This window comes from Tateyamaria sp. ANG-S1, from assembly GCF_000814025.1.
Taxonomy (GTDB): domain Bacteria; phylum Pseudomonadota; class Alphaproteobacteria; order Rhodobacterales; family Rhodobacteraceae; genus Tateyamaria.
In genome coordinates this window covers 210,487-234,839 of sequence record NZ_JWLL01000005.1, presented here as the reverse complement: position 1 = coordinate 234,839, position 24,353 = coordinate 210,487, and the positions used below count along the sequence as shown (strand labels likewise).

General features: G+C 61.4%; 25 protein-coding genes. 7 read left to right on the top strand and 18 right to left on the bottom strand.

Annotated features, from left to right (window positions below; translation table 11 throughout):
* Position 1: 1 nt before the first annotated feature.
* A complete protein-coding gene (locus RA29_RS08460; RefSeq protein ID WP_039684910.1) occupies positions 2–235 on the bottom strand; it encodes a hypothetical protein in 234 nt (77 codons plus the stop codon).
* A 166-nt stretch (positions 236–401) separates the two neighbouring features.
* Here RA29_RS08460 and RA29_RS08455 point away from each other — a divergent pair, with 166 nt between their 5' ends.
* From RA29_RS08455 to RA29_RS08435, 5 genes are all read left to right on the top strand, one after another.
* Positions 402–1,052, top strand: a complete 651-nt coding sequence (locus RA29_RS08455; RefSeq protein ID WP_039684909.1) for an SGNH/GDSL hydrolase family protein — start codon at positions 402–404, stop codon at positions 1,050–1,052.
* 36 nt (positions 1,053–1,088) lie between these two features.
* Entirely contained in the window at positions 1,089–1,814 is a 726-nt protein-coding gene (gene mtgA / locus RA29_RS08450) for a monofunctional biosynthetic peptidoglycan transglycosylase (protein ID WP_039684906.1), read from the top strand.
* A gap of 57 nt (positions 1,815–1,871) precedes the next feature.
* The gene (locus RA29_RS08445; protein WP_039684904.1) at positions 1,872–2,537 is read left to right on the top strand and encodes a glutathione S-transferase family protein; all 666 of its coding nucleotides are present in this window, start codon (positions 1,872–1,874) and stop codon (positions 2,535–2,537) included.
* 66 nt (positions 2,538–2,603) lie between these two features.
* Positions 2,604–3,638 carry a tRNA epoxyqueuosine(34) reductase QueG gene (queG, locus tag RA29_RS08440; RefSeq protein ID WP_039684902.1) on the top strand — a complete coding sequence of 345 codons (1,035 nt, stop codon included), beginning with the start codon at positions 2,604–2,606 and terminating at the stop codon, positions 3,636–3,638.
* Between the two features lie 35 nt (positions 3,639–3,673).
* A complete protein-coding gene (locus tag RA29_RS08435; protein WP_039684900.1) occupies positions 3,674–5,659 on the top strand; it encodes a hydantoinase/oxoprolinase family protein in 1,986 nt (661 codons plus the stop codon).
* A gap of 57 nt (positions 5,660–5,716) precedes the next feature.
* Here the strand turns inward: RA29_RS08435 and RA29_RS22400 are convergent, their stop codons facing one another.
* From RA29_RS22400 to msrB, 3 genes are all read right to left on the bottom strand, one after another.
* A complete protein-coding gene (locus RA29_RS22400) occupies positions 5,717–5,890 on the bottom strand; it encodes a DUF1328 domain-containing protein (RefSeq protein WP_039684898.1) in 174 nt (57 codons plus the stop codon).
* A gap of 70 nt (positions 5,891–5,960) precedes the next feature.
* Positions 5,961–6,467, bottom strand: a complete 507-nt coding sequence (gene msrA, locus RA29_RS08425) for a peptide-methionine (S)-S-oxide reductase MsrA (protein WP_039684896.1) — start codon at positions 6,465–6,467, stop codon at positions 5,961–5,963.
* Complete coding sequence (msrB, locus tag RA29_RS08420) at positions 6,464–6,907, bottom strand: peptide-methionine (R)-S-oxide reductase MsrB (RefSeq protein WP_039685874.1); 444 nt, start codon at positions 6,905–6,907, stop codon at positions 6,464–6,466. The genes msrA and msrB overlap by 4 nt, the downstream gene beginning before the upstream one ends.
* A gap of 157 nt (positions 6,908–7,064) precedes the next feature.
* Between msrB and RA29_RS08415 the strand changes: the two genes are divergently transcribed.
* Positions 7,065–7,547: a glutathione peroxidase gene (locus RA29_RS08415; RefSeq protein WP_082029509.1), complete on the top strand. Its 483-nt coding sequence runs from the start codon at positions 7,065–7,067 to the stop codon at positions 7,545–7,547.
* 525 nt (positions 7,548–8,072) lie between these two features.
* Here RA29_RS08415 and RA29_RS08405 read toward each other — a convergent pair.
* The 11 genes from RA29_RS08405 to RA29_RS08355 form a co-directional block, all read right to left on the bottom strand.
* Positions 8,073–8,324, bottom strand: coding sequence for a hypothetical protein (locus RA29_RS08405; protein ID WP_039684889.1), 252 nt, complete (start codon positions 8,322–8,324; stop codon positions 8,073–8,075).
* Positions 8,325–8,593: 269 nt separating this feature from the next.
* Positions 8,594–8,845 carry a hypothetical protein gene (locus tag RA29_RS08400; RefSeq protein WP_039684887.1) on the bottom strand — a complete coding sequence of 84 codons (252 nt, stop codon included), beginning with the start codon at positions 8,843–8,845 and terminating at the stop codon, positions 8,594–8,596.
* Positions 8,846–8,961: 116 nt separating this feature from the next.
* Entirely contained in the window at positions 8,962–9,651 is a 690-nt protein-coding gene (locus RA29_RS08395) for a YjbF family lipoprotein (protein ID WP_039684885.1), read from the bottom strand.
* Entirely contained in the window at positions 9,648–11,792 is a 2,145-nt protein-coding gene (locus tag RA29_RS08390; protein ID WP_052249552.1) for a YjbH domain-containing protein, read from the bottom strand. The genes RA29_RS08395 and RA29_RS08390 overlap by 4 nt, the downstream gene beginning before the upstream one ends.
* Before the next feature lie 136 nt (positions 11,793–11,928).
* Positions 11,929–13,836: a nucleoside-diphosphate sugar epimerase/dehydratase gene (locus RA29_RS08385; protein WP_039685870.1), complete on the bottom strand. Its 1,908-nt coding sequence runs from the start codon at positions 13,834–13,836 to the stop codon at positions 11,929–11,931.
* A 194-nt stretch (positions 13,837–14,030) separates the two neighbouring features.
* The gene (locus RA29_RS08380; protein ID WP_039684883.1) at positions 14,031–14,648 is read right to left on the bottom strand and encodes a sugar transferase; all 618 of its coding nucleotides are present in this window, start codon (positions 14,646–14,648) and stop codon (positions 14,031–14,033) included.
* Positions 14,645–15,415, bottom strand: a complete 771-nt coding sequence (locus tag RA29_RS08375; RefSeq protein WP_052249551.1) for an NAD(P)-dependent oxidoreductase — start codon at positions 15,413–15,415, stop codon at positions 14,645–14,647. The genes RA29_RS08380 and RA29_RS08375 overlap by 4 nt, the downstream gene beginning before the upstream one ends.
* 3 nt (positions 15,416–15,418) lie before the next feature.
* Positions 15,419–16,666, bottom strand: coding sequence for a glycosyltransferase family 4 protein (locus RA29_RS08370; RefSeq protein ID WP_039684881.1), 1,248 nt, complete (start codon positions 16,664–16,666; stop codon positions 15,419–15,421).
* A gap of 52 nt (positions 16,667–16,718) precedes the next feature.
* Positions 16,719–17,741, bottom strand: a complete 1,023-nt coding sequence (locus RA29_RS08365) for a GlxA family transcriptional regulator (RefSeq protein WP_052249550.1) — start codon at positions 17,739–17,741, stop codon at positions 16,719–16,721.
* Entirely contained in the window at positions 17,695–18,093 is a 399-nt protein-coding gene (locus RA29_RS08360) for a thioredoxin family protein (protein WP_039684879.1), read from the bottom strand. Before RA29_RS08360 ends, RA29_RS08365 begins: the two co-directional genes overlap by 47 nt.
* Before the next feature lie 72 nt (positions 18,094–18,165).
* Complete coding sequence (locus tag RA29_RS08355) at positions 18,166–19,035, bottom strand: DMT family transporter (RefSeq protein WP_039684877.1); 870 nt, start codon at positions 19,033–19,035, stop codon at positions 18,166–18,168.
* Between the two features lie 131 nt (positions 19,036–19,166).
* Between RA29_RS08355 and RA29_RS08350 the strand changes: the two genes are divergently transcribed.
* The gene (locus tag RA29_RS08350; RefSeq protein WP_039684875.1) at positions 19,167–20,534 is read left to right on the top strand and encodes a DUF3179 domain-containing protein; all 1,368 of its coding nucleotides are present in this window, start codon (positions 19,167–19,169) and stop codon (positions 20,532–20,534) included.
* 55 nt (positions 20,535–20,589) lie between these two features.
* On the opposite strand, the gene RA29_RS08345 is transcribed toward RA29_RS08350, so the two are convergent.
* The 3 genes from RA29_RS08345 to ade form a co-directional block, all read right to left on the bottom strand.
* Positions 20,590–20,877: an HU family DNA-binding protein gene (locus RA29_RS08345; protein ID WP_039684873.1), complete on the bottom strand. Its 288-nt coding sequence runs from the start codon at positions 20,875–20,877 to the stop codon at positions 20,590–20,592.
* Between the two features lie 152 nt (positions 20,878–21,029).
* Entirely contained in the window at positions 21,030–22,490 is a 1,461-nt protein-coding gene (locus RA29_RS08340) for an AMP nucleosidase (RefSeq protein WP_039684871.1), read from the bottom strand.
* A complete protein-coding gene (ade, locus tag RA29_RS08335; protein WP_039684869.1) occupies positions 22,487–24,289 on the bottom strand; it encodes an adenine deaminase in 1,803 nt (600 codons plus the stop codon). The genes RA29_RS08340 and ade overlap by 4 nt, the downstream gene beginning before the upstream one ends.
* Positions 24,290–24,353 lie beyond the last annotated feature (64 nt).

The window sequence follows — 24,353 nt, the reverse complement described above, 5'->3', positions numbered from 1 at the left end:
TCTAGTCCTTGGACTGGGCGACCATCTTGGTCGCCTGGTCCTTGCTACCGACATGGGTGTTTTCGGCGAGGATGTCGGCCACCTTGCTGGGCATGGTGTCGAGCTTATTGGCGATCACGTGGTCTGCATCGCCGCCCCATTTCAGAACCCATACAAGGGCGGCGTCGGTCGCGTTCAGCACGCGGTATTGCGGGGCGATGGCGCCGGGTTGGACGCCGGTTGTGATTTCAATCATCTCCTGTCTCCGAGCACGAAAAAGTGCCCTCACCCGGAAAGAGGTTAACAGAATCGGTCTTCGCCCTGAAGCGATTAACGTTTTGTTTTTGATTAGAGTTTTCTGATGAATTGGTGAATCGAATGTTGCCGGTGGTATCCGGGCGCTGCTGATATATCTTTGATTCATGCGATTGTTGGCTGTGGTTCTGATCTTGCTTGGGTCGGCGGTGTCTGCCGAGCCTTTGCGCGTGCTGACCATCGGCGACAGTCTGATGGCGTGGCACAAGTGGACCGGGCGCGACATTCCTGCTGTCGTGGGCGATTTGCTGGACGCGCAGGTGGAGAATAAGGCTGTTGCCGGGTCGCGCTTTTCCAATGCGTCCGCGCTGGGCCGTGCTGTCGGGTTCGACGTGCGGGCGCAGTTTCGGCAGGGCGATTGGGACGTGATCCTGATCAATGGCGGGGCGAATGACTTTCTGAATGATTGTTCGTGTAGCGCCTGTGATGGCGTGTTGAATGGGCTGATTGGGCCGGAGCTGACCGGTGAGGTGCCCGATTTCCTGATGCGGTTGCGGCAGACCGGGGCGGAGGTCCTGTGGATGGGATACTATGCCAGTGCGCGGTCTGGGCAGTTTACCGGGTGCCGTCCGTATCTGGTGGAGTATGATGCGCGCCTTGCCCGGTTTGCGGCGCAGACCGACGGTGTGCGGTTTCTGGACAGCGAGGATGTGATGGACCCGTCGGATCGGTCGCTTTTTGCCTTTGATGGTATTCATCCGTCGCCGTCGGGGGCGCGTCGTATCGGCACCTATCTGGCGCAATCGCTCGCGCGGTAGTTTTCATAGCGGGACCTGCGCCCTATAGCTGGGCGCATGGCAAGAAAGAGCAGTAAGCGGACGACAAAGAAAGCGGCGAAACGTGCGTTTCGGCCCGGTCGGTGGCTGTTTCGGTGGTCGCTGCGGGTGGTGAGCGTGGTGTTTCTGTTGGCGGTTGCTGTGACGTTGTTGTGGTCCGTCGTGAACCCGCCGACGACGCTTTATATGATGCAGGAAAGCCGCCGTCTGGGCGGTGTAGATCACCAGTGGGTGCCCATGGAGGAGATCGCCCCGGTCATGGCCCGTGCGGCTGTCGCGGCGGAGGATGCGAATTTCTGCAATCATTGGGGTTTGGATGTGGTGGCTATTCGTCGTGCGATTGACGAGGGCAGCAATCGCGGCGCGTCGACCATCAGCCAGCAGGTCGTGAAGAACGTGTTCCTGTGGCATGGCCGGTCCTGGGTGCGGAAGGTGATGGAGGCCGCGATGACCCCGCTGATGGAGGCGTTGTGGTCGAAGCGGCGGATCCTTGAGGTTTATCTGAACGTGGCGGAGTTCGATGAGGGTGTGTTTGGCGTAGAGGCTGCCGCGCGGCACTATTTTGGAGTTGCGCCTGATGCGTTGTCGGGCACGCAAGCCGCCCGTCTGGCCGCGATCCTGCCGAACCCGAAGGGCCGGTCAGCCAGCCAGCCGTCGTCCTTTGTGCGCAAGCGCGCCGCCGGCATCCTTGACGGGGCAGCCACGATCCGCGCGGATGGTCGGGCCCGCTGTTTCGAGAGTTGAAAATCCTGTGCGCGCCGTGCATGGATGCCTGACCCATTTATAGACCCCGGATTGTCCATGGCCCGCCTGTTCCACGTTCCGCTTTCTCCGTTCTGTCGCAAGGTGCGTCTGAGCCTCGCCGAGAAGAAGATCGAGGTGGAGCTGGTTGAGGAGCGGTATTGGGAGGCTGATCCGGATTTCCTGCGCCGCAACCCTGCCGCCAAGGTGCCTGTGCTGCGTCTGGACGGCGTGATGATGAGCGAGAGCGCCGCGATTTGCGAGTATATCGAGGAGACGCGGCCGGAGCCGTCGCTCATGCCCTCGGACCCTGTGGCCAAGCTGGAAGTCCGCCGGTTGGTGGGGTGGTTTGACGACAAGTTTCACAATGAGGTGACGTCGAAGCTGCTTTATGAGCGGGTGAACAAGAAGGTGATGGGGCAGGGCTTCCCGGACAGCCGCAACGTCAAGGATGGGGCGAAGGCGATCAAGTATCACCTCGATTACATGACGTGGCTTTTGGACCATCGCCGGTGGTTGGCGGGGGATGTGATGACCCTGGCCGATTTTGCGGCGGCTGCGCATTTGTCTGCTTTGGACTATATCTCTGATGTGGATTGGAACCGCAGTGAGGTGGTCAAGGATTGGTATGCGAAGATCAAGTCGCGCCCGGCCTTTCGGTCGATCCTGGCAGATCAGGTGCCAGGGTTTCCGCCGCCGCGGCACTATAATGATCTGGATTTCTGATCATTCTGTCGGACTGGGGGCTGTCTGCCCCCAGACCCCCGAGGATTTTTTTGAAACAGGGAAGAGATGGACCTGAAAGAGCGGGTCATAGGGCGTGCTCTGGATGAGGGGTTTATCATGGCGCGTGTGTGCCGGCCGGACGCTGTGCCGGAGGTGGCAGAGCGGTTGGAGGCCTTTGTTGAGGCAGGGCGCCATGGGCAGATGGGGTGGATGGCGGAGCGGATGCATTGGCGCGGCAATCCTGCGGCGCTGTGGCCCGAGGCGCGGTCCGTGATCATGCTGGCCGAGAGTTATGCACCGGAGCATGATCCGTTGGCAGTTTTGGAGCGGCCCGAGTTGGGGGCTGTGTCTGTTTATGCCCAGGGGCGGGATTACCATGACATTGTGAAGAAGCGGCTGAAGCGGTTGGCGCGGTGGTTGATTGCCGAGGCTGGGGGCGAGGTGAAGGTGTTTGTCGATACTGCGCCAGTGCCGGAGAAGGCGTTGGGGCAGGCGGCGGGTCTGGGGTGGCAGGGTAAGCATACCAATCTCGTGAGCCGGGAGTGGGGCAATTGGGCCTTTTTAGGATCTGTTTTTACCACGTTGGAGTTGGAGCCGGATGCGTCTGAGGTGGATCATTGCGGGTCATGTCGGGCCTGTCTGGATGTGTGTCCGACGAATGCGTTTCCTGCGCCCTATCAGCTCGATGCGCGGCGGTGCATTTCGTATCTGACGATCGAGCATAAGGGGCCTGTGGATGAGGCGCTGCGGTCTGGTTTGGGCAACCGGATTTATGGCTGTGACGATTGTCTGGCCGTGTGTCCGTGGAACAAGTTTGCTGTAGCGGCGAGTGATATGCGGTATTTGGGTGCTGTTGGCGCGCCGCCTTTGGCCGAGTTGGCGGCGCTTGATGATGCGGGATTTCGGGCGCGGTTTTCCGGGTCGCCGATCAAGCGGATTGGGCGGGATCGGTTTGTGCGTAATGTGGCCTATGCCATTGGCAATTCGGGGCTGCCAGAGTTGGTTCACGCCGCGCAGGCCTTGGTCGATGACGCCGATCCAGCCGTGGCCGACGCGGCGCGCTGGGCGTTGACGCAATTGGGCGCGACGGATCGCGAATAGGTGCGGTAGGCCGCTGGAAAAGACGGAGAGCGGGCATGGCCATTTTGCTGGGTGTGGATACGGGCGGCACCTATACCGATGCGGTTTTGATGCAGGACGAGGCGCGGGTGCTGGCCCGCGCCAAGGCGTTGACGACGCGGCATGACTTGGCTGTCGGCGTGGGTGAGGCGGTGCGTGCTGTTTTGGCTGCCTCTGGCGTGCAGGCAGAGGAGGTCGGGATGGCTTCGCTTTCCACGACGCTGGCAACCAACGCGCTGGTGGAGGGGCAGGGCGGGCGTGTTGCGCTGATCTATATCGGGTTTCGGGAGAAGGATTTGGCGGCGCAGGGGCTTGCCGAGGCCTTGGGCGATGATCCGGTTTGCGTGCTGGCCGGGGGGCATGGGCATGATGGGGCGGAGGTTTCGCCGTTAGATGAAACGGCGCTTTTGAGCTTTTTAGAGACACATTCTGGCGATGTGAGCGGGTTTGCCGTGGCAGCACAGTTTGCGACGCGGAACCCGGCGCATGAGTTGCGGGCGATGGAGATGGTGCGCGAGGTGACGGGGCGGCCTGTTTCCGCTTCGCACCAGTTGTCGGCGAAGCTGGGTGGCCCGAAGCGGGCGCTGACGGCGGTGCTGAACGCGCGGCTGATCGGGATGATTGATGCGCTGATTGGCCGTGCTGAGGCGGAGTTGCGCAGCATTGGGATCACTGCGCCGATGATGGTGGTGCGGGGCGATGGCGCGCTGATGTCGTCGGCGCAGGCGCGGGCGCGGCCCATTGAGACGATCCTGAGCGGGCCGGCGGCGTCGATTGTCGGCGCGCGGTGGCTGACCGGCACGGATCATGCGCTGGTGAGTGACATTGGCGGGACGACGACGGATGTGGCCGTGCTGCGTGGTGGTCGGCCTGTGATCGACCCGGACGGCGCGCGGGTTGGGCCGCATCGCACGATGGTCGAGGCGGTGGCGATGCGGACCACGGGTCTGGGTGGCGACAGTGAGGTGCATTTTGTGGCCGAGGGCCTGCAGGGGGGTGTCACCCTTGGACCCCGTCGGGTTCTGCCTGTCTCCTTGATTGCGCATGAGGCGCCGGATGTGGTGTTGCCGCTGCTTGAGGCGCAGATGCGGAGTGCGACGCCGGGGGAGCATGATGGGCGCTTTGTGCGCACGGTGCCGGGGGTGTCTGCCGATGGGTTGGTGGCGCGGGACGCGGCGTTGTTGGAGCGGATCGGTGATCGTGTGCATGGGCTTGGTGCCGTGTTGCGGACCCGGATGGATCAGGCGGCGTTGAAGCGATTGGTGGCGCGGGGGCTGGTGCAGGTTGCAGGCCTCACGCCATCGGATGCGAGTCACGTGCTTGGGTATCTGTCGGACTGGGACGCGGAGGCAGCGCGGATGGCTTGCGCCCTGTTCGGGCGGCGGCGGACCGGGGCGGGGGAGCGCTTGGCCGTTGAGCCCGAGCAGATGGCGCGGATTGTTGTGGATCGGTTGACGCATCAGACGGGCGTGGCGTTGTTGCAGGCAGCGCTGGCGGAGGATGGGTTGGATGAGGACTTGGCCACCCATGCGTTGATGCAGCGCGGGCTGTCGGATGCGCGCGGGTTGGTGCGTGTGTCGACCGGTTTGGATGTGCCGGTGGTTGGATTGGGAGCATCGGCGCGGGCGTATTATCCGGCGGTGGGAGAGCGGTTGGGCTGCGAGATGCAGTTGCCGGAGGATGGCGGTGTGGCGAATGCGATTGGTGCTGTTGTGGGCCGTGTGACTGTGCGGCGCAGCGGGACGGTGACGGCGCCGAGTGAGGGCCGGTTTCGGGTGCATTTGCCGACGGGGCCGGAGGATTTTGCCGCTTCTGAGGTTGCTTTGGCCAAGTTAGAGACTGTTTTAGCTGAGGATGCGCGGGCGGCTGCGCGTGCTGCGGGCGCGTTCGATATTGAGCTGCGTGTGTCGCGGGACATCCGCACGGTGCAGGCCGAGGCGCGGGAGGTGTTTGTCGAGGCGACGCTGACCGCAGAGGCGGCGGGTCGGCCACGGATCGCGTAGGCATGAAAAAAGGCGAGCCAAATGGCCCGCCCTTTTTTGCGATCTCTAGTCGTCGCCCTAGATCGGGGGGCGTCCCTGAATGGCGCGGGCCAGCATAGCCACCACGAAGAGGATCAGGAAGATGACGAAGAGGATCTGTGCGATCCCAGCCGAGACCCCGGCGATCCCGCCAAAGCCCATAAGCCCAGCGATCAGGGCGATCACCAGGAAGGTCAGTGCCCAACCAAGCATGTGTTCGTCCTTTCTCTATCGGTTGCTGTCTTGGAGAAAGAACGTGGGCCGCTGGTGATTGTTCCGAGATTTATTCTGCGGCGCGTTTTGGAAGGACCCAGTTGGGGCGCGGGAAATGGCAGGTGTAGCCGTTGGGGAAGCGTTCGAGGTAGTCTTGGTGTTCCGGCTCTGCCTCCCAGAAGTCGCCGACCGGTTCAACCTCGGTCACGACTTTGCCGGGCCAGATGCCTGAGGCTTCGACGTCCGCGATCGTGTCCTCTGCCACCTGTTTCTGGGCGTCATCCACGTAGTAGATGGCCGAGCGGTAGCTGAGGCCGACGTCGTTGCCCTGACGGTTCAGTGTGGTGGGGTCGTGGATCTGGAAGAAGAACTCCAGAAGATCGCGGTAGGTGATGACGGAGGGGTCGTAGATGATCTCGATCCCTTCGGCGTGGGTGCCATGGTTGCGGTAGGTGGCGTTGGGGACATCACCGCCGGTGTAGCCCACCCGCGTTGCCTTGACCCCCGGTTTCTTGCGGATCAGGTCCTGCATGCCCCAGAAACAGCCGCCTGCCAGTACGGCGCGTTGATCGCTCATGCTACATCCTCCACTTGGTTCAGGTACTCACCATAGCCTTCGTCCTCCATGTCGTCACGGTGGACGAAGCGCAGTGACGCCGAATTGATACAATAGCGCAGGCCGCCACGGTCGCGTGGGCCGTCTGGGAAGACGTGGCCGAGGTGGCTGTCGCCGTATTTGCTGCGCACTTCGGTGCGGATCATGCCGTGGCTGGCGTCGTGGTGTTCGGTGACATTGTCGATGGGTTTGGTGAACGAGGGCCAGCCGCACCCGCTTTCGTATTTGTCGGAGGACGCGAACAGCGGCTCGCCCGAGACGATGTCGACATAGATCCCCGGTTCCTTGTTGTGGAGGAGCTTGCCGGTGCCTGGGCGCTCTGTCCCGCTTTCCTGCGTGACATAGAATTCCTCGGGCGACAGGGTCGCGATCACGTCGGGGTTCTTGGTGTATTTTGCCATGGTTTGCCGTTCCATCCTGTTTCGGCATTATGTGGTGCGGGTGTGCAGAAATGAAAGGGCGTGACGCAGGGGCGTTGCACCCTACCTCCTTAACATAACCTGACGGGGGGATGCTGTGCGCGCTTTTTTCATTCTGCTTGGACTGCTTGTGGGCCAGATGGCGCAGGCAGGTCTGCGCGATGTCAGCTTTCCGTCGATTGATGGCGGAACGCTGGAGATGTCGGACTGGGCGGGGCAACCGGTATTGGTGGTCAACACCGCGTCGCAATGTGCGTTCACGCGGCAATACGAGGATCTGCAGGTGCTTTACGACACCTACCGCGATCGTGGGTTGGTTGTGCTGGCTGTGCCCTCTGATACCTTCCGGCAGGAGTTGGACAGCGCGGAGGACGTGCGGGAGTTCTGCGATATCGCCTTTGGGCTGGACATGCCGATGACAGACATCCTGCCGGTCAAGGGCAGCGATGCGCATCCCTTTTACCAGTCCATCAAGGATCAGACTGGGTTTGTGCCGCGCTGGAACTTCAACAAGGTGCTGCTGGGCGCGGACGGCCAGGTTGTGGAAACCTGGGGCGCACAGTCTGCCCCGATGTCGCGATCTGTGCGCCGCGCCATCGAGTCAGAACTGAACCGTGAGTGATAGGTAGTCTTACGGTGATGTGCCGGTTGTCGTTGTTGTCCCCGTGCCTGTCGTGGTCGTGGTACTTGCAACAGCAAGTCCGGCGCCGATCACCGATGGCGATGGCGGAGGCGTGAGTTTACCACCGAACAGCGCTTTGCCAGCTGCGGGAGGGGGGGAGGTTGTTGCAGGTCCGGGAGGAGGCCCCGCGGTTTGAGCCGCAGCGGGCACGGCAAGACTTGAGAGGGCCAGAGCGGTTGTAGCAAAGAAGGTGCGAAGCATTCTGCGGATACCTTTCCGGTTGGTTACAAGGTGTCCTTAGCTTTCGTGACCATGGGTATTGCGCAATGGTGCCGCGCTGCAGCATTTGAGACAGGAGGCACTTTGCCGTTTTTGCCTGATGTGCGTAGCAGAACACCGCATGCAACTGCGTTTTTCGCGTGGCGGTGGGACGCTATTGGATGTTGCGCGATCCGCATGTTATGCGAAAAGAAAAAGGGCCTGCCGAAGCAAGCCCTTTAAAACCCTCGAAAACTCAGATGTGTGTTACCGGGTCGTCGTGGTTGTGGTTGTGCCGTCGCTGCTGTCTGACGCGATGGCGATCACGGCGATGCCGATACCGACAATGGCTGCGGTTGCAGCTGGCGTCAGTGTTCCGCCGAACAGACCGCCCTCTGCCGGCGGCGGAGTATTGGCGGCCGGGCCCGGCGGCGGTGTTTGAGCTGCGTCTTGAGCGATGGCTGGCATCGCAAGCGATGCGACAGCAAGCGTACCTGCAGCAAGGAGAGAGCGAATCATTCGAAAAATGCCTTTCCGCTAAAAGAGGAGGAGCCGTTAGATTTGATGCTGGTGCCTGATATTCAATGCCGCTGCGCCGCAGCATCCAAGACAGGAGGGTCTTTGCCGGTTTAAAGCCCTGCGAGTGGCGGAAGATTGCAAGGTTTGGAGCCATTTACATGAAAGTGGGACGCGATTGCGGATTGCTTGATCCGGTTGCCGGGCGCTTAAAAAGAAAGGGCCCGCCAAAGCGGACCCTTTCAGAATTTCGCAGCAGTTTCTGCTGGTTATCAGTTGCTTGGGCCAGTGGTTGTTGTCGAGGACGACGAACCACCAGCCGCGATGGCCAAGCCAATCGCGAAGACTGCAGCTGCTGCAACAGGCGTGATTGCCAGTGCACCGGCTTCACCCTGACCGATCTGAATTTCGGCGCCTTGGCCACCGGATACGGTCGAGTTGACAGGTACGTCCTGCGCCAGAACTGCTGTGGAAGAAGCTGCAACCAGAGCGGCTGCGGAAATCAGTTTGAATGCATTGGTCATGATATGACTCCTATAACGTCTATGTTCGTAGGTAGGGTAATTTCGGGTAAAATACAATCGACTTCGCCGTTCTGCTCCCTTTTCCGATACATTTTTGCTGCACCGCGGAAAGCTGATCACTTTTTCAGCAAACGGGTCCGGACGTAACCCAGTTCCGGGCCGGACCATTGCCGGGTTTGCCACACGGTGGAGTCGCGGCGATCCACCCAGTAGTCAAATGCGACCACGCCTTTCCAGCCCGTGCAATTCTCTTGCAAATGAACGACGGGGAAGGACCTGCCGACAATCACCAGATCCTCGTTCCCAGCCGTGCGCATTTCGCAATCCAGCGGGATTTCATCGATGCCGTTGTTGCCATTCTTGACGTAAAGCGTGTGCTTGCCCGAGATCGGCGTGCGCTGTTGGATCGCCTTGACGGCTGTGTCAGCGTCTACTGATCCTATGTCATATGCGGTGCCGCGTGTTGCCGCGATCACCCCGCTGCGCAGCGTGATCTGTACGTCATTGGCGCTGCGCCATGTCCGCAGAGTGCCGGGGCCTGCATCGCGCCGGTCAGAGAACGGGACCAGAAACGCGGATGCGTCGCGGTTTTCGATGGTCACTTCGAGCGCAGGCACTGTCAGGCTTGCGATCAGGGCCGGTGTCAATTGCGGGGCGGGTTGCGCCTCGGCCTGTCGGCTTTCGCGATAGGCGTCGAACAGTGTTCTGAACTTGCTGGCCTGCGTGTTCTGTTCGTCGGTGCCACCAGAGCAACCGGCAACCAGCAGCACAGCGCAAAGTGCCAGGGATGTCAGCCGTTTCATCATTCCCAGACCCTTCCCCAGTCTCCGTTCAGGTCGGTGATGTGACCGCTGCGGATTTGTTCATAGAGGCGCCCCGACACGCTGAGCCGTGCGCCGCCGTCCCGTTGCACGGGGCGGATCGTGGTCGAGACTGTTTGGCGGCTTGGTTGTCCGATGAACCAGCTGGTCGGGATCGTGATGTTGATCCCTTTGTCGAACGAGCCTTCGCCGAACTCTTCGGAACTGACGTCGGTCAGGGTGAAGAACCCGCCGACGCGCCAGCCGTTTGCAAACTGGCGTTCAAGCGTAAAGGTCGCGCCCACGTCGCCGGCGAGGTAGCGACCGACATCGACCTGGCCATAGTACCCTTTGCCGATGTCGTAGTAGGCCGAGATGTGGCCGGTTGCGACTTCGTAGTCCTGGAAGCCGAACCGCTGCTCGAACTCGCGCTGTTTGACGTAGTTTGCCTCGACCCCGATGCCGAGGCGGCTGGTGGCCGGTTTCCAGAGGAATTCGGCCGATACGCCCCCAAAGAACTGTTCAAGGTAGCCTGCGGTGAGCCGGGCATATGTGTTCTTGCCGGTTTTCCACTGGCGCGACACGAACAGGTTTTCAATGGTCGTGTCAGCGGCCTGGGCATAGAGCAGCGCATCGGTGCGGACGCGCGGCAGAACCGAGTTGGATTCGCGCCCGCTGTCGATATTGCCCGCGAGCCGGTGCCGCACTTCACCACTGACGAGCCAGCCCGGTGCAAAGCGGTACTGCGCCGATGCCGCGACGCCCACGTCGAACCGCACGGGCCGGTCTGGGTCGAAGTAGCTGGGCCGCAGGAATGGGCCGAGCGAGTAGCTGAACCGGGGATAGGCCAGTGTTCCGTCGATCGCACCGTCCGCAGGGCGTGGCGGCGCGTCCGAGATTTCCGATGATGCGAGCAATGCATTGGCCGCGTTGGGCCGGAATTCGAGCGTTTCGAGGTCCCGGCGTGCGATGGTCGTCGTGGACATCGCGAGCCCTTCGTTCATCAGAACGATATCAAAGACCTCGACGGAGGGCGGCAATTGCCGCGCCAGTGCCCGGGCTGTCCGGCCAACAACGATGGCGAGGTTGGCGTAACGTGTGCTGGACACCCGCGCCTCGGCCCGGTTGGCGGTGACATGCAGGCTTTCGAGCCGGATGCCGTCCTCGGTCAATTCGGGTTCGACCACATCCCGAATGATCATCGGTGAGCTTTGGGAGGCAGCCCAGGCCGTGTCGTAGGATTGCGGATTGGCCTCGCGCGAGGGGCGCACGATGATGGGCCGGGGACCGGCAAGCGTGAAGGGTGTGGCGGGCTGCTTGGGGTTGAACTGAATCTGGGCGTTTACGCCGATCTCGGAGCCGTAGAGGTAATACGCGCCGAGACGGATCGCATTAGTCCACTGGTACTCGACCCCGAAGTTGACACGGGAGTCACGTTCAAACACGCCGCGGGAGGTTTCGGCGACGTAGGCGTCGGGCGAGTACTCAAGCTTGAAGCCAAGCCGGTCGTTATATTGCCATTCGATCCCGCCGAAGGGAGAGACGGGGCCACGAAACCACTGGTCCGTCGCCAGTTCGCCGCCGGTCCCGCCCGGATCGAACGCGGGGCGGTCGGCGCCAAGCGGCGACCCGATGGATCCGGAGGACCCAAGCCGCCCCCACCCCAGACCGGCTGTGACCTTGGCCCGGCCAGGAAGGCGGAAGGGCCGGATAAAGTTCTTGGTCGCGACGATATATTCGCCTGCGTAGATGCCGGTGCCCGCAAAGTCCTGCAGGCCGATGCTGACTGCCGGGCGGTATTGCCGTTCCTTCAGCAGCAGGTAGCGGAAGTCGAAGCTGCGGTCCCGGTAGGTTTCAAACCCGTCAGAGTTCCAATCCTGGATACCGATATAGCGAAAGCTGGCGGTGATCCGCGGTGAAAACTGGAAGGACAGGGTCGTCCGTGTCTGGCCGCCGAAATGGGAAATGCCAAGGGCCAGTTGACCATCGGGCAGCGGTTCGGCTGACGGCGTATCGACCAGCCCCGGCAACCCGTAGAAGTTCAGTGTCGGTGCAGACGTGATGACCGGCGGTTTGTTGCTGTTCTGAGCCGTGGCGGAGTGCGTTGTCAGGCTGAGGGCAACAGACAGGCCACCTAGGCCGGCCAAAACACGCGATCTTATCCGCAAAGGCATGAGTTCACTGTCCGGTCATTCTTAAATCATTAGCGCCATTAAACATGGGCGTATGCGTTACACAATCTTGCTGACCGAAGTGGTCCAAACTAGCGGAAAAGCGCGGCTTTCAAGATACAGGCGATATGGCTTCGCGGGTGCCGTCTGCTGTTTCTTTGGGCGTATTGTACCCTTCGACCCAACGCTTGACTGTGGCGCGTGCGGCGGCTTCGTCGCTGGCGGCCAGCGCGTGGCGGAGGGAGCGCATCGCTGACGCCACTTCGATCTCGCTCAGGGACTCTTCGTTTGTGAAGAAAATCTTTTTGTGGCCAGTGCCCACTTGGGTACCGCTGATGGTCAGTTCCTCGGTCATCTTCTCGCCCGGGCGCAGGCCTGTGAACTCGATCTCGATATCGCCATCCGGGTTTTGCGCATCGCGGACGGTGAACCCGGCGCTTTCGATGACCTGGCGCGCGAGCTGTTCGATTTTCACCGGTTTGCCCATGTCGAGCACGAAGACTTCGCCGCCCTTGGCCATGGACCCCGCCCGCAGCACAAGGTTGACGGCCTCTTGCACCGTCATGAAGTAGCGTTCGACCTCGCGGTGGGTGACAGTCAGCGGCCCGCCGCGGCGCAATTGTTCCTGAAACAGTGGCACGACCGAACCGGACGACCCCAATACGTTGCCGAACCGGACGATGGAGAATTTCAGACCCTTGGGTGCGGCGACGCGATTGGCGATGTCCTGCACCACCAGTTCGGCCAGCCGTTTTGACGCGCCCATCATGTTCGTGGGGCGTACTGCCTTGTCCGAAGAGATCAGCATGAAGCGTTCCACGCCCGCCTCGGCCGCTTCGGTAACAAGGGTCTGTGTGCCAAGCGCGTTGTTGGCGAGCCCGGCCAGTGGATTGTATTCGACCAGCGGCACGTGCTTGTAGGCGGCGGCGTGCAGCACGACTTCGATCTCGTGGTCGGCAAGCACGCGGCGCACTTGGCGCGCGTCGGTCACGGAGCCCAGAAGCGGAACGATCTCGATATTGCTGCCTTCGGCAAGCTGCGCCAATTCCTGATGGATCTGGTACAGGGCCAGTTCGCTGAGTTCATAAAGAACGATCTTTTCCGGATGGTACTCAAGCACCTGACGGCTGAGTTCCGAGCCGATGGAGCCGCCTGCACCGGAGATCAGCACGCGACGCCCTGCATAGGCTTCGCCACCGCCGTGCCGCGGTTTGATTACCTCGTCCCGGCCCAGGAAGTTGCGCGCGTTGACTGGCGTCAGTTTGTCCAAAAGCGCCTCTTCCCCGATCAGTTGCGAGAAGGAGGGCAGTGTTTGAACCTCAAGCCCCATCTTTTGCAGGCGGCGGGCGATCTGCATCTGTTTCGGGTGACTTTGCGACGGGATCGCGAGAAGGACGCGGTCAATGCGCCCTTCGGCCACGATTTCAGCGATCCGGACGGGGCTGTAGACCGGCAGGCGAAGGACGCTGACACCCTGAAGCGCCTGGTTGTCGTCTACAAAGGCCACCGGTTCGATCTGTTCATGGCTTCGCAGGGCCGACACAAGCTGCATGCCCGTGGTCCCGGCGCCATAGATCAGAACGCGGCAGCGGTCGGTGCCTTTGCGGTAGATGGCCAGTACGACCTGCAAAAGGACTGCCCTACTCATGATCGAGAACACGAAGAATGATATGCCGAACGTGATCTGCGTTGACAGCGGCAGCGGCATGTTTGCGGCTGTTGTCAGCAAGGCCGACGTCATGGCCAAAAGGCCGGCAAAGACCCCTGTGCGGCCGATGGATCCCGTATCGTATTCGTTCAGCGTGGATGACGAGATGCACAGCCACAGCGACAGTGCCACGGACACCACCAGCAGATAGGGCAGTACGGGAAGGTACGCGATGAAGCTGTCCCACGCGGTCTGTGTGGACATGTCCAGGCTGAACGCAAACAAAAGTGCGGCGGGAATAAGCCCTGTGTCGATCGCGACGAAAATATTTCTTTTCTGCGTTCGCGTCAGCGACTTGAGCAGGTTTAACATGTTGCCCCCTTGGTCCCTCACCTTTTTGCAGGCGTAGTCACCGGTATCAGTCTTCCGTATCAAATTCGTGCCGCTGTTTTGCAGTTGCAGAAAGGCTCGAGGTATTTACAGCGGAGAAGTGCCAAAAAATGCTTACAAATTGTGCATTCATCGCCGCTTTTTACACATAACGGACGATTCGGTAAGGCTTCGATCTAGGAACGGCGCTTGCGAAACAGGTTCCCGATGGTTTGGAAGACGAGATCAAAGTCATAGCAGGTGTTCTGATTCCGCTGATAGATCAGGTCAAGCCGCGCTTTGCGCGGGACGCAAATTCGGCAATAAATAGCATCTGTTTCTTCGGCTGAATCGCAGCGGGCCAGAAGCCGGTCTTCGTGTTTGTGAAAGCGGATTGTCGCAAGCCCCGTAACCCCCGGGCGCGATTGTAACACCTTGCCGTAGATTTCGGGAAATCGTTCGACATATTCCCGCAGCGGTGGACGGGGCCCGACAAAGGACAGATCGCCCTTGAGGATGTTCCAGAGTTGCGGGAATTCATCCAGCCGTTTGGCCCGCAGCTTGGCCCCCAGCGGCGTGATTCGTGTTTCCTTGTGCCCGCCCGACACGCCTTGGTCGCTGTCGACCACGGTCATCGTGCGAAACTTCCACAGACCGAAGCTTTCGGTTGGGGACTTCATCCGTTCGGCCACATAGAACAGGGGGCGCCCCTGTTTTCGCCAGATGATCCAGATGAGGTACAGGATGATGGGCCCGAGGATGATCACCAGTAGACTGGCAAAGAACAGGTCAAAGATGCGTTTGCGCCAGGTCATTCCGTTTCCTTGTTCTTCCAGTCTTGCACGATACCAATGGCGGTACTGTCTGCGGGTGCAAAGGATACAAGACCCTCCAGCCGGGATGCGTCGAGGCTGACCTTTGCAATTGTCTGCTCCGTGGCCGGGCGGTGCTGCCATACAAGTCCGGCTGCGTCCAGCAGGGCGCCCATGCTCACCGCGTGTGGTGCTGCAGTGTTCAGAATTGGGGGCAGGTTTTGCGCCTGTGCCAGCGTTTGCAGCACTTCGGCCAGCTTGGACGGGCCGATGTAGCTGCGCGCGGGTGTCCGTCCGTCCGGGTATTGATCAAGCCGGAAGCCCGGCTTCCATCCGCCAAGGATGGCGTCCGCTCCGGCCACGTTGCCAAGCCGCAGGATCGTGCTGGGGTTGGGGTGGGCTTGTGCCATACGCTCCATGTCGAGCTTGGCGGCGGCATAGTGGCTTTGCGCTGATGTCGGGCCGGTTTCCGACAGGGGGCCGGGCAGGGCGCCATAGACGGCTGCAGACGAAAACAGAAAGACGTGCGCGCCCTGCGCCGCATCCAGTGTTTGGCGGGCGAGGGTGACGTTCAGGTCCATGTTCCGGTCGCTGCCGGGGGTGACACCGGCCAGGCAGAAGATTGCGTTCGCCCCGGACAGGAAACTGGTCAGGCCGCGTGTGTCGTTGATGTCCACGGTCTCTCGACCAGCCCATTCAGCCGAGCCGGACCAGCGCGGTCGCAGAAGCCGCCCGAGTTTACCGCCAGCGCCAAGAATGACCGTGCGCATGGCTCAGCCCATCGCGATCTGTTTGTCCGCAGGCACAAGCGCGTTGATCTGGCGAATATGTTCCGGCAGGCAGACGGTTTCGAAATCGTAGGTGTTGACCACATGCTGCCGCGCAGCGGGGCCCAGATGTGCGTAGTCACGCGGTTTGGTCAGCACATCGGCCACTTGTGCGGCGATGGCTTCGGGGTTGAAGAAGTCGACCAGCAGGCCCGTTTCGCCATGCGTGATCGCCTCGCGCACAGGGGCCACGTCGCTGGCGACAATGGTTGCACCCATCGACATGCTTTCAAGCAGGGACCACGACAGCACGAAGGGCATCGACAGGTAGAGGTGGCACGCGCTGATCTGGACGATGGCCTGATAGCTTTCATACGGCACCTGCCCCAGAAAGTGCAGTCGATCCCAATCGATCAGGTGGCCCACCTCGGCCTCCATCTGGCCGCGCAGGCCGCCTGGATGCTTGTTCTTGCCACCGTAGGACACGTCGTTGCCGCCGATCACGAGGATACGTGCGCTTGGGCGTGCCTTTTGAATATGCGGCACCGCGCGCATGAACTGGTGATACCCCCGCGTCGTTTCGAGGTTGCGGGACATGAAGGTTACGACCTCGTCCTTGCGCGTCAGGGGGCGGCCAATGCGTCCCAGATTGACCTGTGCCTTCTTGTTGGGCTTCAGCGTGTCGGTGCGGATGCCGTCGTGGCAGACATAGATCTTGTCGTGGAACTGCTTGGGGAACCTGTCGCGCTGCCAGTAGGTCGGGCTGTGGCCCAGGTCCACCACGTTGATGTTCATCTGCGGAACGACATTGTGGCCGTGCATGATATAGGGGGCATGTTCACTGACCGGGCTTTCGGGATCAAAGCCGACAGGACCGCCATGAACAGAGTAGTAGTATTCGAAGAACCCGATCATGGGCGTGTCGGGCAGCACCTCGCGGAAAAAGGTCATCTCGCCCCAGCCGACATGCCCGATTACGATGTCGGGCTGAAAGCCGCCCGCGACCAGCTCGCGCAACGCCATCACCGCGCCAAAGCCATTGCCCGCCGCGTTTTCCCATGTGCGTGACAGGCCGTAGGCATCTTCCTTGGCCGTGTGGTGCGTCTTGTACTGAACCGTCTTCACGCCCGCGAATTGGGGGGCTTTCTTGCGTTGGGTGAGAAAGACAATCTCGTGACCGCCTTGGGCGGCCAGCCACTGGATCAGCTCGCGGTACTGACCGGGCATATTCTGATGCACAAACAGGAATTTCATAAAATACACGTTCCTTTTGCGTGTAGATACCGCGCACGATCCTGCGCTGCAATCAGGGCTGCACGGGCCACATGGATCCGGTGCCGCGCTTTTCCTGACCGGGGCTAAGGCCGAAGGCGCCGCGGTAGCTTTTTGAGAAATGCGAGAGGGAGCGAAAGCCGCAGGCGACGCAGATGTCCGTCACGCTTAGACCGGTCTGACGCAAAAGCCCGCGTGCTTTTTCGAGCCGGAGTTGCAGGTAATGACGCTTGGGGGACATGCCCAGATGCCGGGCAAAGAGCCGTTCCAATTGCCGTGTGCTGAGTTGGATCAGCTCTGCAATCTCGTCCGGGCGCAGCGGATCTTCGAGGTTGTTTTCCATGATCTGAAGCGCCAGGCCCAATTTGCCGTGGGCCACGTCGGGCCGTGCCCGGCGCGACAGGCGCTGACCGTGGCTGGCGGCCCGTGGGTCGGTATAGACCATCTGGTCGGCCACCCAAGTGGCCAGGTCGACGCCGTAGTCGTTCTTGATCCGGTCCAGCATCATGTCCATCGAAGCCGCCCCGCCCGCCGTCGTGAAGATGCGCCCGTCCTTGGAATAGAGACTGTTTTCGATGGTCACATCGGGCAGCAGTTCGATCAGGGCGTCCCGGTATTCCCAATGGGTCGTCACCGTCTTGCCCGCCAGCAGACCGGCAAGGGCGAGGGTGTAGGTGCCCGAGGACAGCGCGCCGAAATCCATCCCCTTGCGCGTTTCGCGGCGGAGCCAGTTGAGGATGGGGCACGTGCTGTTTTCAGCCGCGTGGTTGCCCGCGCACACGACGAGCGTTTCGTCGCGGGCAAGCTCTGGCAGGGCTGTATCCACCGCTGTCGTGATGCCGTTATAGGCCGGGACCGGGTCGCCCGTTTCGCCGATGATGCGCCAGGCATAGAACGTCTGGCCCGAAGGGTGCCGGTTGGCGAGGCTGAGCGCTTCGAGCGCGCAGGCGAAGCCCAGTTGGGAATAGCCGGGGATGAGAAGAAAGGCGTAGCGCCGCGGGGCTGTCGCCTCAGGCGGCAAGGGCAGCGTCCAGAAGCGCACGGACCTTGCGGGCATGGGGCTCGTTCACGAGCCGCGTGACCTCTTCGCCGTTTTTCATCACCAGCAGGGTCGAGCGGCGTTCAACCTTGAGCCGTTGTGTCATTTGTGATGGCCCGAACGTGTCCCAATCGACGTTCAGAAAGGTGAGGTTTGTATAGGCGGGGTTCTCGGCCAGCGCTTCGGCGATCAAGTCTGCCTTGATCTGGCAGGTCAGCGACCACGTGGCCCGGAAGTTCATCACGACTGTCTGATCCGTTTCACGCAAGCTGCGCCAGATGGCGGGCGTGAACGTCTCGGCCGGGTAGGCGGCGCTGAGGCCCGGAATGGCGAGCGCTGCGGAGGACAGAATGAATGTGCGGCGGTGCATCAAATGGGCTCCGGAACCTGAAACAGTTGGCCCACCATATGGCGGCGTGTCCGGTGCGCAAGAGTTTGCTTATCAGCTTTTGACCTGTCGTGACACTTGTACCGCAAGAATGCCCGCCGTGATGATCGCGACCCCCAGAATGTCCTGTGGCCCAAGCCGTTCGCCCAGGAGTGCCGCTGCGATGGCGACCCCGAAGAACGGGTTGAGGAAGTGGAAGGTCGCCGCCTTGGTCGCGCCGATGCGGGCCACCAGCGCGAACCAGATCCACGTGGCGGCTAGGCCGGGGATGAACACCGTGTAGGTAAAGGCCGCAAAGAGGGCCGGGGTTGGTGTGACCTCGATCGTTTCGATGAAGGCAGAGGCGATGCCGAGCACGATTGCGCCCACGAACATTTGCAGCCCGACCACCATCATCAGATTGCCGCCCGAAGACATGGTGCGCATCGACAGTGTGGCGATGGTCAGGGCGATGGCCCCGATCACGCAAAGGGCCACGCCGAACATATCCACCCCGGCATCCAGCCGCGCAGACATGATCAGGATGACGCCCGTGATCCCCAGCACGAGCCCGATGACCCCCAGCGGCGGCAGCTTGTCCCGGAACACGATCCAGCCCGCAAAGGCGACCATGAGCGGCATGGTCGACGCGATGATGGAGGCCAGCGACGCCTCGACCGTTTGCATGGCGTAGAAGTTGAGGCCGAGGTAGATCGCGTTCTGGCAGAGGCCAAAGATCAGCGTGGCCCGCCATTGGTCGCGCGTCAGGTTCCAGGTTTGGCCCATCATCCGCGCGATGGCGACGCCGATGATCCCGGCAATGAAGAAGCGCAGGGATGAGGCCGCGAGAGGTGGAGCATGAGTGACGATGATCCGGGCCGAGGTAAAGGCCGACGACCAGATCAGGGCAAAGGTCAGGCCCATCAGAAGTGCGCGGATGTCCATGACCGTTCCCTTGCGTCTTGGGCGGACGTTCGGGGAATTCCCGCCCAGATGCAAGGCGCTGTTCACGGCCCTTTGCAATGTATGTGATCAGGTTTCGGTGCAGATAGGTCGGGCAAGTATGGAGGACCGACATGACCCTGACCCGCCGCGCCTTTGGTGGCCTGACTTTATCCGGTGCCCTGTTGCCCCATGCCGCCTTGTCGCAAAGCATCAGCGCTTTGGACGCGATGCGTGCGCCCTTGTCTGCGCCCACGACCGAGTTTGAAGCGGCGTTGAAGTGGGTGGAAGAGCGTGGACAGCCTGACATGGCCGCCCCTTTGATTACCGCATTGCGCTTTTCACGATCGCGCGGGCCGCAGATTGCTCAGGTGTTGGAGGCGATCACGGGTGAGGAGTACTTCACCGACTGGTTCCAGTGGATGCTGTGGCAGGAGCAGAACCCGCAGATCAAGCCGCACCCCGACTTCCCGACCTACAAGCGCGAGGTCATGCTGCGGATCGACGATAATTTCGATCTGTTCCTGCGGCCCAAGCATATCCAGCCCGATCAGATGCGCATTCGGTTGGAGGAGATTGCCTGGGGCGGGGTGGTCAAGGACGGCATTCCGTCGCTCGACAACCCGGAGCTGATCGGGGCGGGTGACGCCGACTATCTGCGCGGGGACGATCTGGTCTTTGGCGTGTCGATCAATGGGGACGTGCGGGCTTACCCTCTGCGGATTATGGGCTGGCACGAGATGTTCAACGAGGTGATAGGTGGCGTGCCCGTGGCGTTGGCCTATTGCACGCTTTGCGGGTCGGGCATTCTGTTTGAAACGGATGTGCCGGGGCGGTCGAAGCCGCTGGTGTTTGGGTCGTCCGGGTTCCTCTACCGCTCAAACAAGCTGATGTTCGACCGTGAGACGCATTCGCTTTGGAACCAGTGGACGGGCAAGCCGGTGAACGGCCCGCTTGTGGATAGCGGGATCGAGCTGCAGCAGCGCCCTGTGGTCATCACGACGTGGGACAGTTGGAAAGCGTCGAACCCGGGAACCAAGGTGTTGAGCCTGAACACCGGGCACCGGCGCGATTATGGGTCGGGTGTGGTCTACAATGACTATTTTGCCTCACCCGACCTGATGTTTCCGGCGGTTGTGGATCAACGGGACCATGCGCAGAAGGACTACATCTTTGCCGTGCGCGAGTTCGGGGCCGCGCGGGGATGGCCGCTGGAGGCCTTCAAGGGGCGGCCGCTCATCAACGATGGGATCGCTGATACGCCACTGTTGCTGATCGGAGATACCGGCAAGCGCAGCGTGCGGGCCTATGAGCGTGGCGACAGGACCTTCACCCAGTCTGGCGGGAAAATCGCGGATCAGAACGGAGAGGCGTGGCGCGTGACCGAGGATGCGTTGCTGGGCCCGGATGGCGCCCGGTTGGAGCGGGTTGCTGGGCATATCAGCTATTGGTTTGCCTGGGACAACTACCTGGGCGATGCCGCTACGGTGTTCGAGGGCTGAACAAAAAAAGGGCCGCCAGACAGGCGACCCTTAGAAAACCTTGCGAAAGCTGGGCTTAGCCGTTCACGCTGTCCTTCAGCGCTTTGGCGATGGTCATTTTCACGACCTTGTCCGCTTCTTTCTTGAACTGCTCACCGGTGGCAGGGTTGCGCACCATGCGCTCGGGACGCTCGCGGCAGTAGATCTTGCCAACGCCGGGCAGAGTGACTGCACCGCCGCCCGACACTTCCTTGGTGATCAGGCCGCAGATCGCGTCCAGCGCGCCGCCTGCGGATTTCTTGTCTGTCCCCATTTCCTCAGCCAGCGCGGCGACGAGTTGGGTTTTTGTCATTGGTTTTGCCATTTCATGGTCTCCTTCGTCCGCCCGAGAACTTGGGCCTCTGATCCGCAACATAACGGAATGTTGTGCGAACACACAACGAATAGTGGCCCATGGCAAGCCAAAATAAGGGGTTTTCCGCTGTTTTTCGCCGTTTACGTGCTGTCAGGCGGCCCTTACAGGAAGGCGGTTTCCTCGAACGAGCGCAATTTCCGGCTGTGGATGCGTTCCAGCGGCATGGTCCGCAGGTGCTCCATCGCCCGAATTCCGATCATCAGATGGCGTGCCACCTGTTCCTTGTAGAAGTTCGACGCCATGCCCGGCAGCTTCAACTCGCCATGCAGCGGCTTGTCGGAGACGCAGAGCAGCGTGCCGTAGGGCACCCGGAACCTGTAGCCGTTCGCCGCAATCGTGGCGCTTTCCATGTCGAGTGCGATGGCACGTGATTGGGACAGACGCTGCACTGGCCCGTGCTGGTCACGCAGTTCCCAGTTGCGGTCGTCATAGCTGGCGACAGTGCCGGTGCGCATGATGCGCTTGAGCTCGTAACCCTTGAGCTGCGTTGTCTCTGCCACCGCCTCTTCCAATGCGATCTGGATTTCGGCCAGCGCAGGGATCGGAACCCATGGCGGCAGGTCGTTGTCGAGGACGTTGTCCTCTCGCAGATAGGCGTGGGCGAGAACGAAATCTCCCAAGGCTTGCGAATTGCGCAGGCCCGCGCAGTGCCCGACCATCAGCCAGGCATGCGGACGCAGCACGGCAATGTGGTCTGTGGCTGTCTTGGCGTTCGATGGGCCGACCCCGATGTTGACCAGTGTGATCCCCGACCCGTCCTCGCGTTTCAGGTGGTAGGTCGGCATCTGCGGCATCTTCGGGCTGGCTGGCAGATCCTGATCGCCCGCCGTGATCTCGGCATTGCCGGTCGAGACGAAGGAGGTGTAGCCGCTGTCCGGGTCGTCGAGTTGGGCGCGGGCATAGGCTTCGAATTCCGAGACGTAGAACTGGTAGTTTGTGAACAGAACATGGTTCTGGAAATGGTGCGCGTCGGTGGCGGTGTAGTGCGACAGCCGCGCCAGTGAGTAGTCTATGCGCTGGGCGGTGAACGGGGCGAGGGGGCCGATGCCGCCTACGCGCTCATACGTCCCGTTGACGATGTCGTCGTTGGTATTGGTCAGGTCTGGTACGTCAAAGACGTCGCGCAGCGGAAATGCAGCGGCCCCTTCCTGCGGGACGGTCATGTTCTTTTCATTGGCCACTGCGAAATGCACGGGCATGGGCGTATTGGAATAGCCGATCTCGACCGGTTGGCCGTGGTTCGTGATCAACAGGCCGATCTGCTGGGTCAGGTAGTTCTTGAACAGGTCGGGGCGCGTCACCGTCGTGGCGTAGGTGCCGGGGTCAGCGACGTGGCCGAAGCTGAGCCGCGTGTCGACCTGTGCATAGGTCGAGGTCGTGAAGCGGATTTCAGGGTAGTATGCGCGCACGCGCCCTTCGGGTGCGCCATGTTCCATGGCGTGCTGGAATTGCTGGCTGAGGAACTCGACAGCGTCGTCGTAAAGCTCCTGCAGGTGGGCCACTGCGGCTTTTGCATCGTGGAATTCGGTGTGGCCGTGACCGGCCTGTTCAAGTGTTCTCATGTTGTAGGCTCAAGGACTGGAATGAAATCAAACGTGCGGACATCGACCAGTCCCAGGTCGGAGATGCGCAGTTCAGGAATGACGACAAGCGCCAGCAGCGAGTGCTGCATGTAGGCGTTGTTCAGGGTGCAGCCGCAATCGACCATGGCTTGCACCATTTGATCGGCTTTGGCAGCAACATCGCGGGCGGGGCTGTCGGACATCAGGCCTGCGATGGGCAGTTCGACCAGTGCCAGCTCTTCGCCGTCGCGGAAGATGGTGATGCCGCCGCCGACCTCGGCCAGCCTGTTGGCTGCCAGTGCCATTTGCTCACGGTCCGTGCCCACGACGATCATGTGGTGACTGTCATGCGCCACGGTCGAGGCCATGGCCATTTTACCCTGGTAGTTGAACCCGGACACCAGTGCGTTTGTCACGCCACCGGTGGCTTGGTGCCGCTCGACCAGTGCGATCTGGCAGGTGTCGCCGTGGGGTTCGACCTTGCCATCGCTGACGGGCATGTCGCGTTTCAGGGCTTTGGTCGGAGCCTGGTTCTCGACTACGCCGATGACGTTGGCGGTGACGGAGTTGCGGCCTTCGGGGGCTGCGATTTCGAAGTCGGCGGCGGTCTTGGGTGCGCCCATGTTGACCGTCTGCCGCGCTTTGGCTGGCCAGTCGAGGTGGGGGCAGTCCGCCGTCAATTCGCCGTTGATAGAGACTGTTTTTCCGCGCGCGATGACCTGTTCGATGGGCAGCGTCTTGAGGTTAGATGTGAGGATCACGTCTGCGCGGCGGCCCGGTGTGAGCGAACCGATTTCACGCTCCAGTCCGAAATGGGTGGCGGTGTTGATCGTGGCCATTTGCAGCGCCACGAGCGGGTCGCATCCGCAGTCGATGGCGTGCCGGACAACGCGGTTCATGTGCCCGTCATTCACCAGCGTGCCGGAATGGCAATCGTCGGTGCACAGGATCATGTTGCGCGGGTCGAGCCCCTTTTCCGTGATGGCCGTGATCTGCGTTTCCACGTCATACCACGCGCTGCCCAGCCGGATCATGGAGCGCATGCCTTGGCGCATTCGGGCGATGGCGTCGGCCTCGCATGTGCCTTCGTGATCGTCAGCCGGTCCACCAGCGACGTAGGCCGCAAAGTCCGGACCAAGATCAGGCGACGCGTAGTGTCCACCCACCGTTTTGCCTGCTCGCTGGGTCGCAGCGACTTCGGCAAGCATCTGGGGGTCGGCATTGGCCATGCCCGGGAAGTTCATCATCTCGCCCAGACCGATGATCCCGGGCCATGCCATGGCTTCGGCCACATCCTCGGCGCTGATCTCGTACCCTGTCGTCTCCATCCCCGGTGCGGAGGGGGCGCAGGAGGGCATTTGGGTCCAGATGTTCACGGGCTGCATCAGCGCTTCGTCATGCATCAGACGGACGCCTTCGAGGCCTAAGACGTTCGCAATTTCGTGCGGGTCGGTGAACATGGTGGTGGTGCCGTGCGGGATGACGGCGGCGGCGAATTCGGCGGGGGTCAGCATGCCGCTTTCGATGTGCATGTGCCCGTCGCAGAGGCCAGGTATCATGTAGCGGCCATTGGCTTCTATGATCTCGGTCTCAGGTCCGATCTGGGCGCTGGCGTCGGGCAGGACGCAGGCGATACGCCCGTGTTTGATGGCGATGTCGTGGTTCGGCAGCACCTCGCGCGTGTGGACGTTCACCCAGATGCCGCCGCGAATGACCGTATCTGCGGGCGCGCGGCCAGCGGCGACATTTACAAGATCTGGGGCAACATCGGGCCAGGACGGGAAAAGGTCATGTTCCATGTCCTAAATGATCAAGTTTCGCGGGAAGGTGCAAGAGGGCCCAAGCAGATGTCTTGAAACTGTC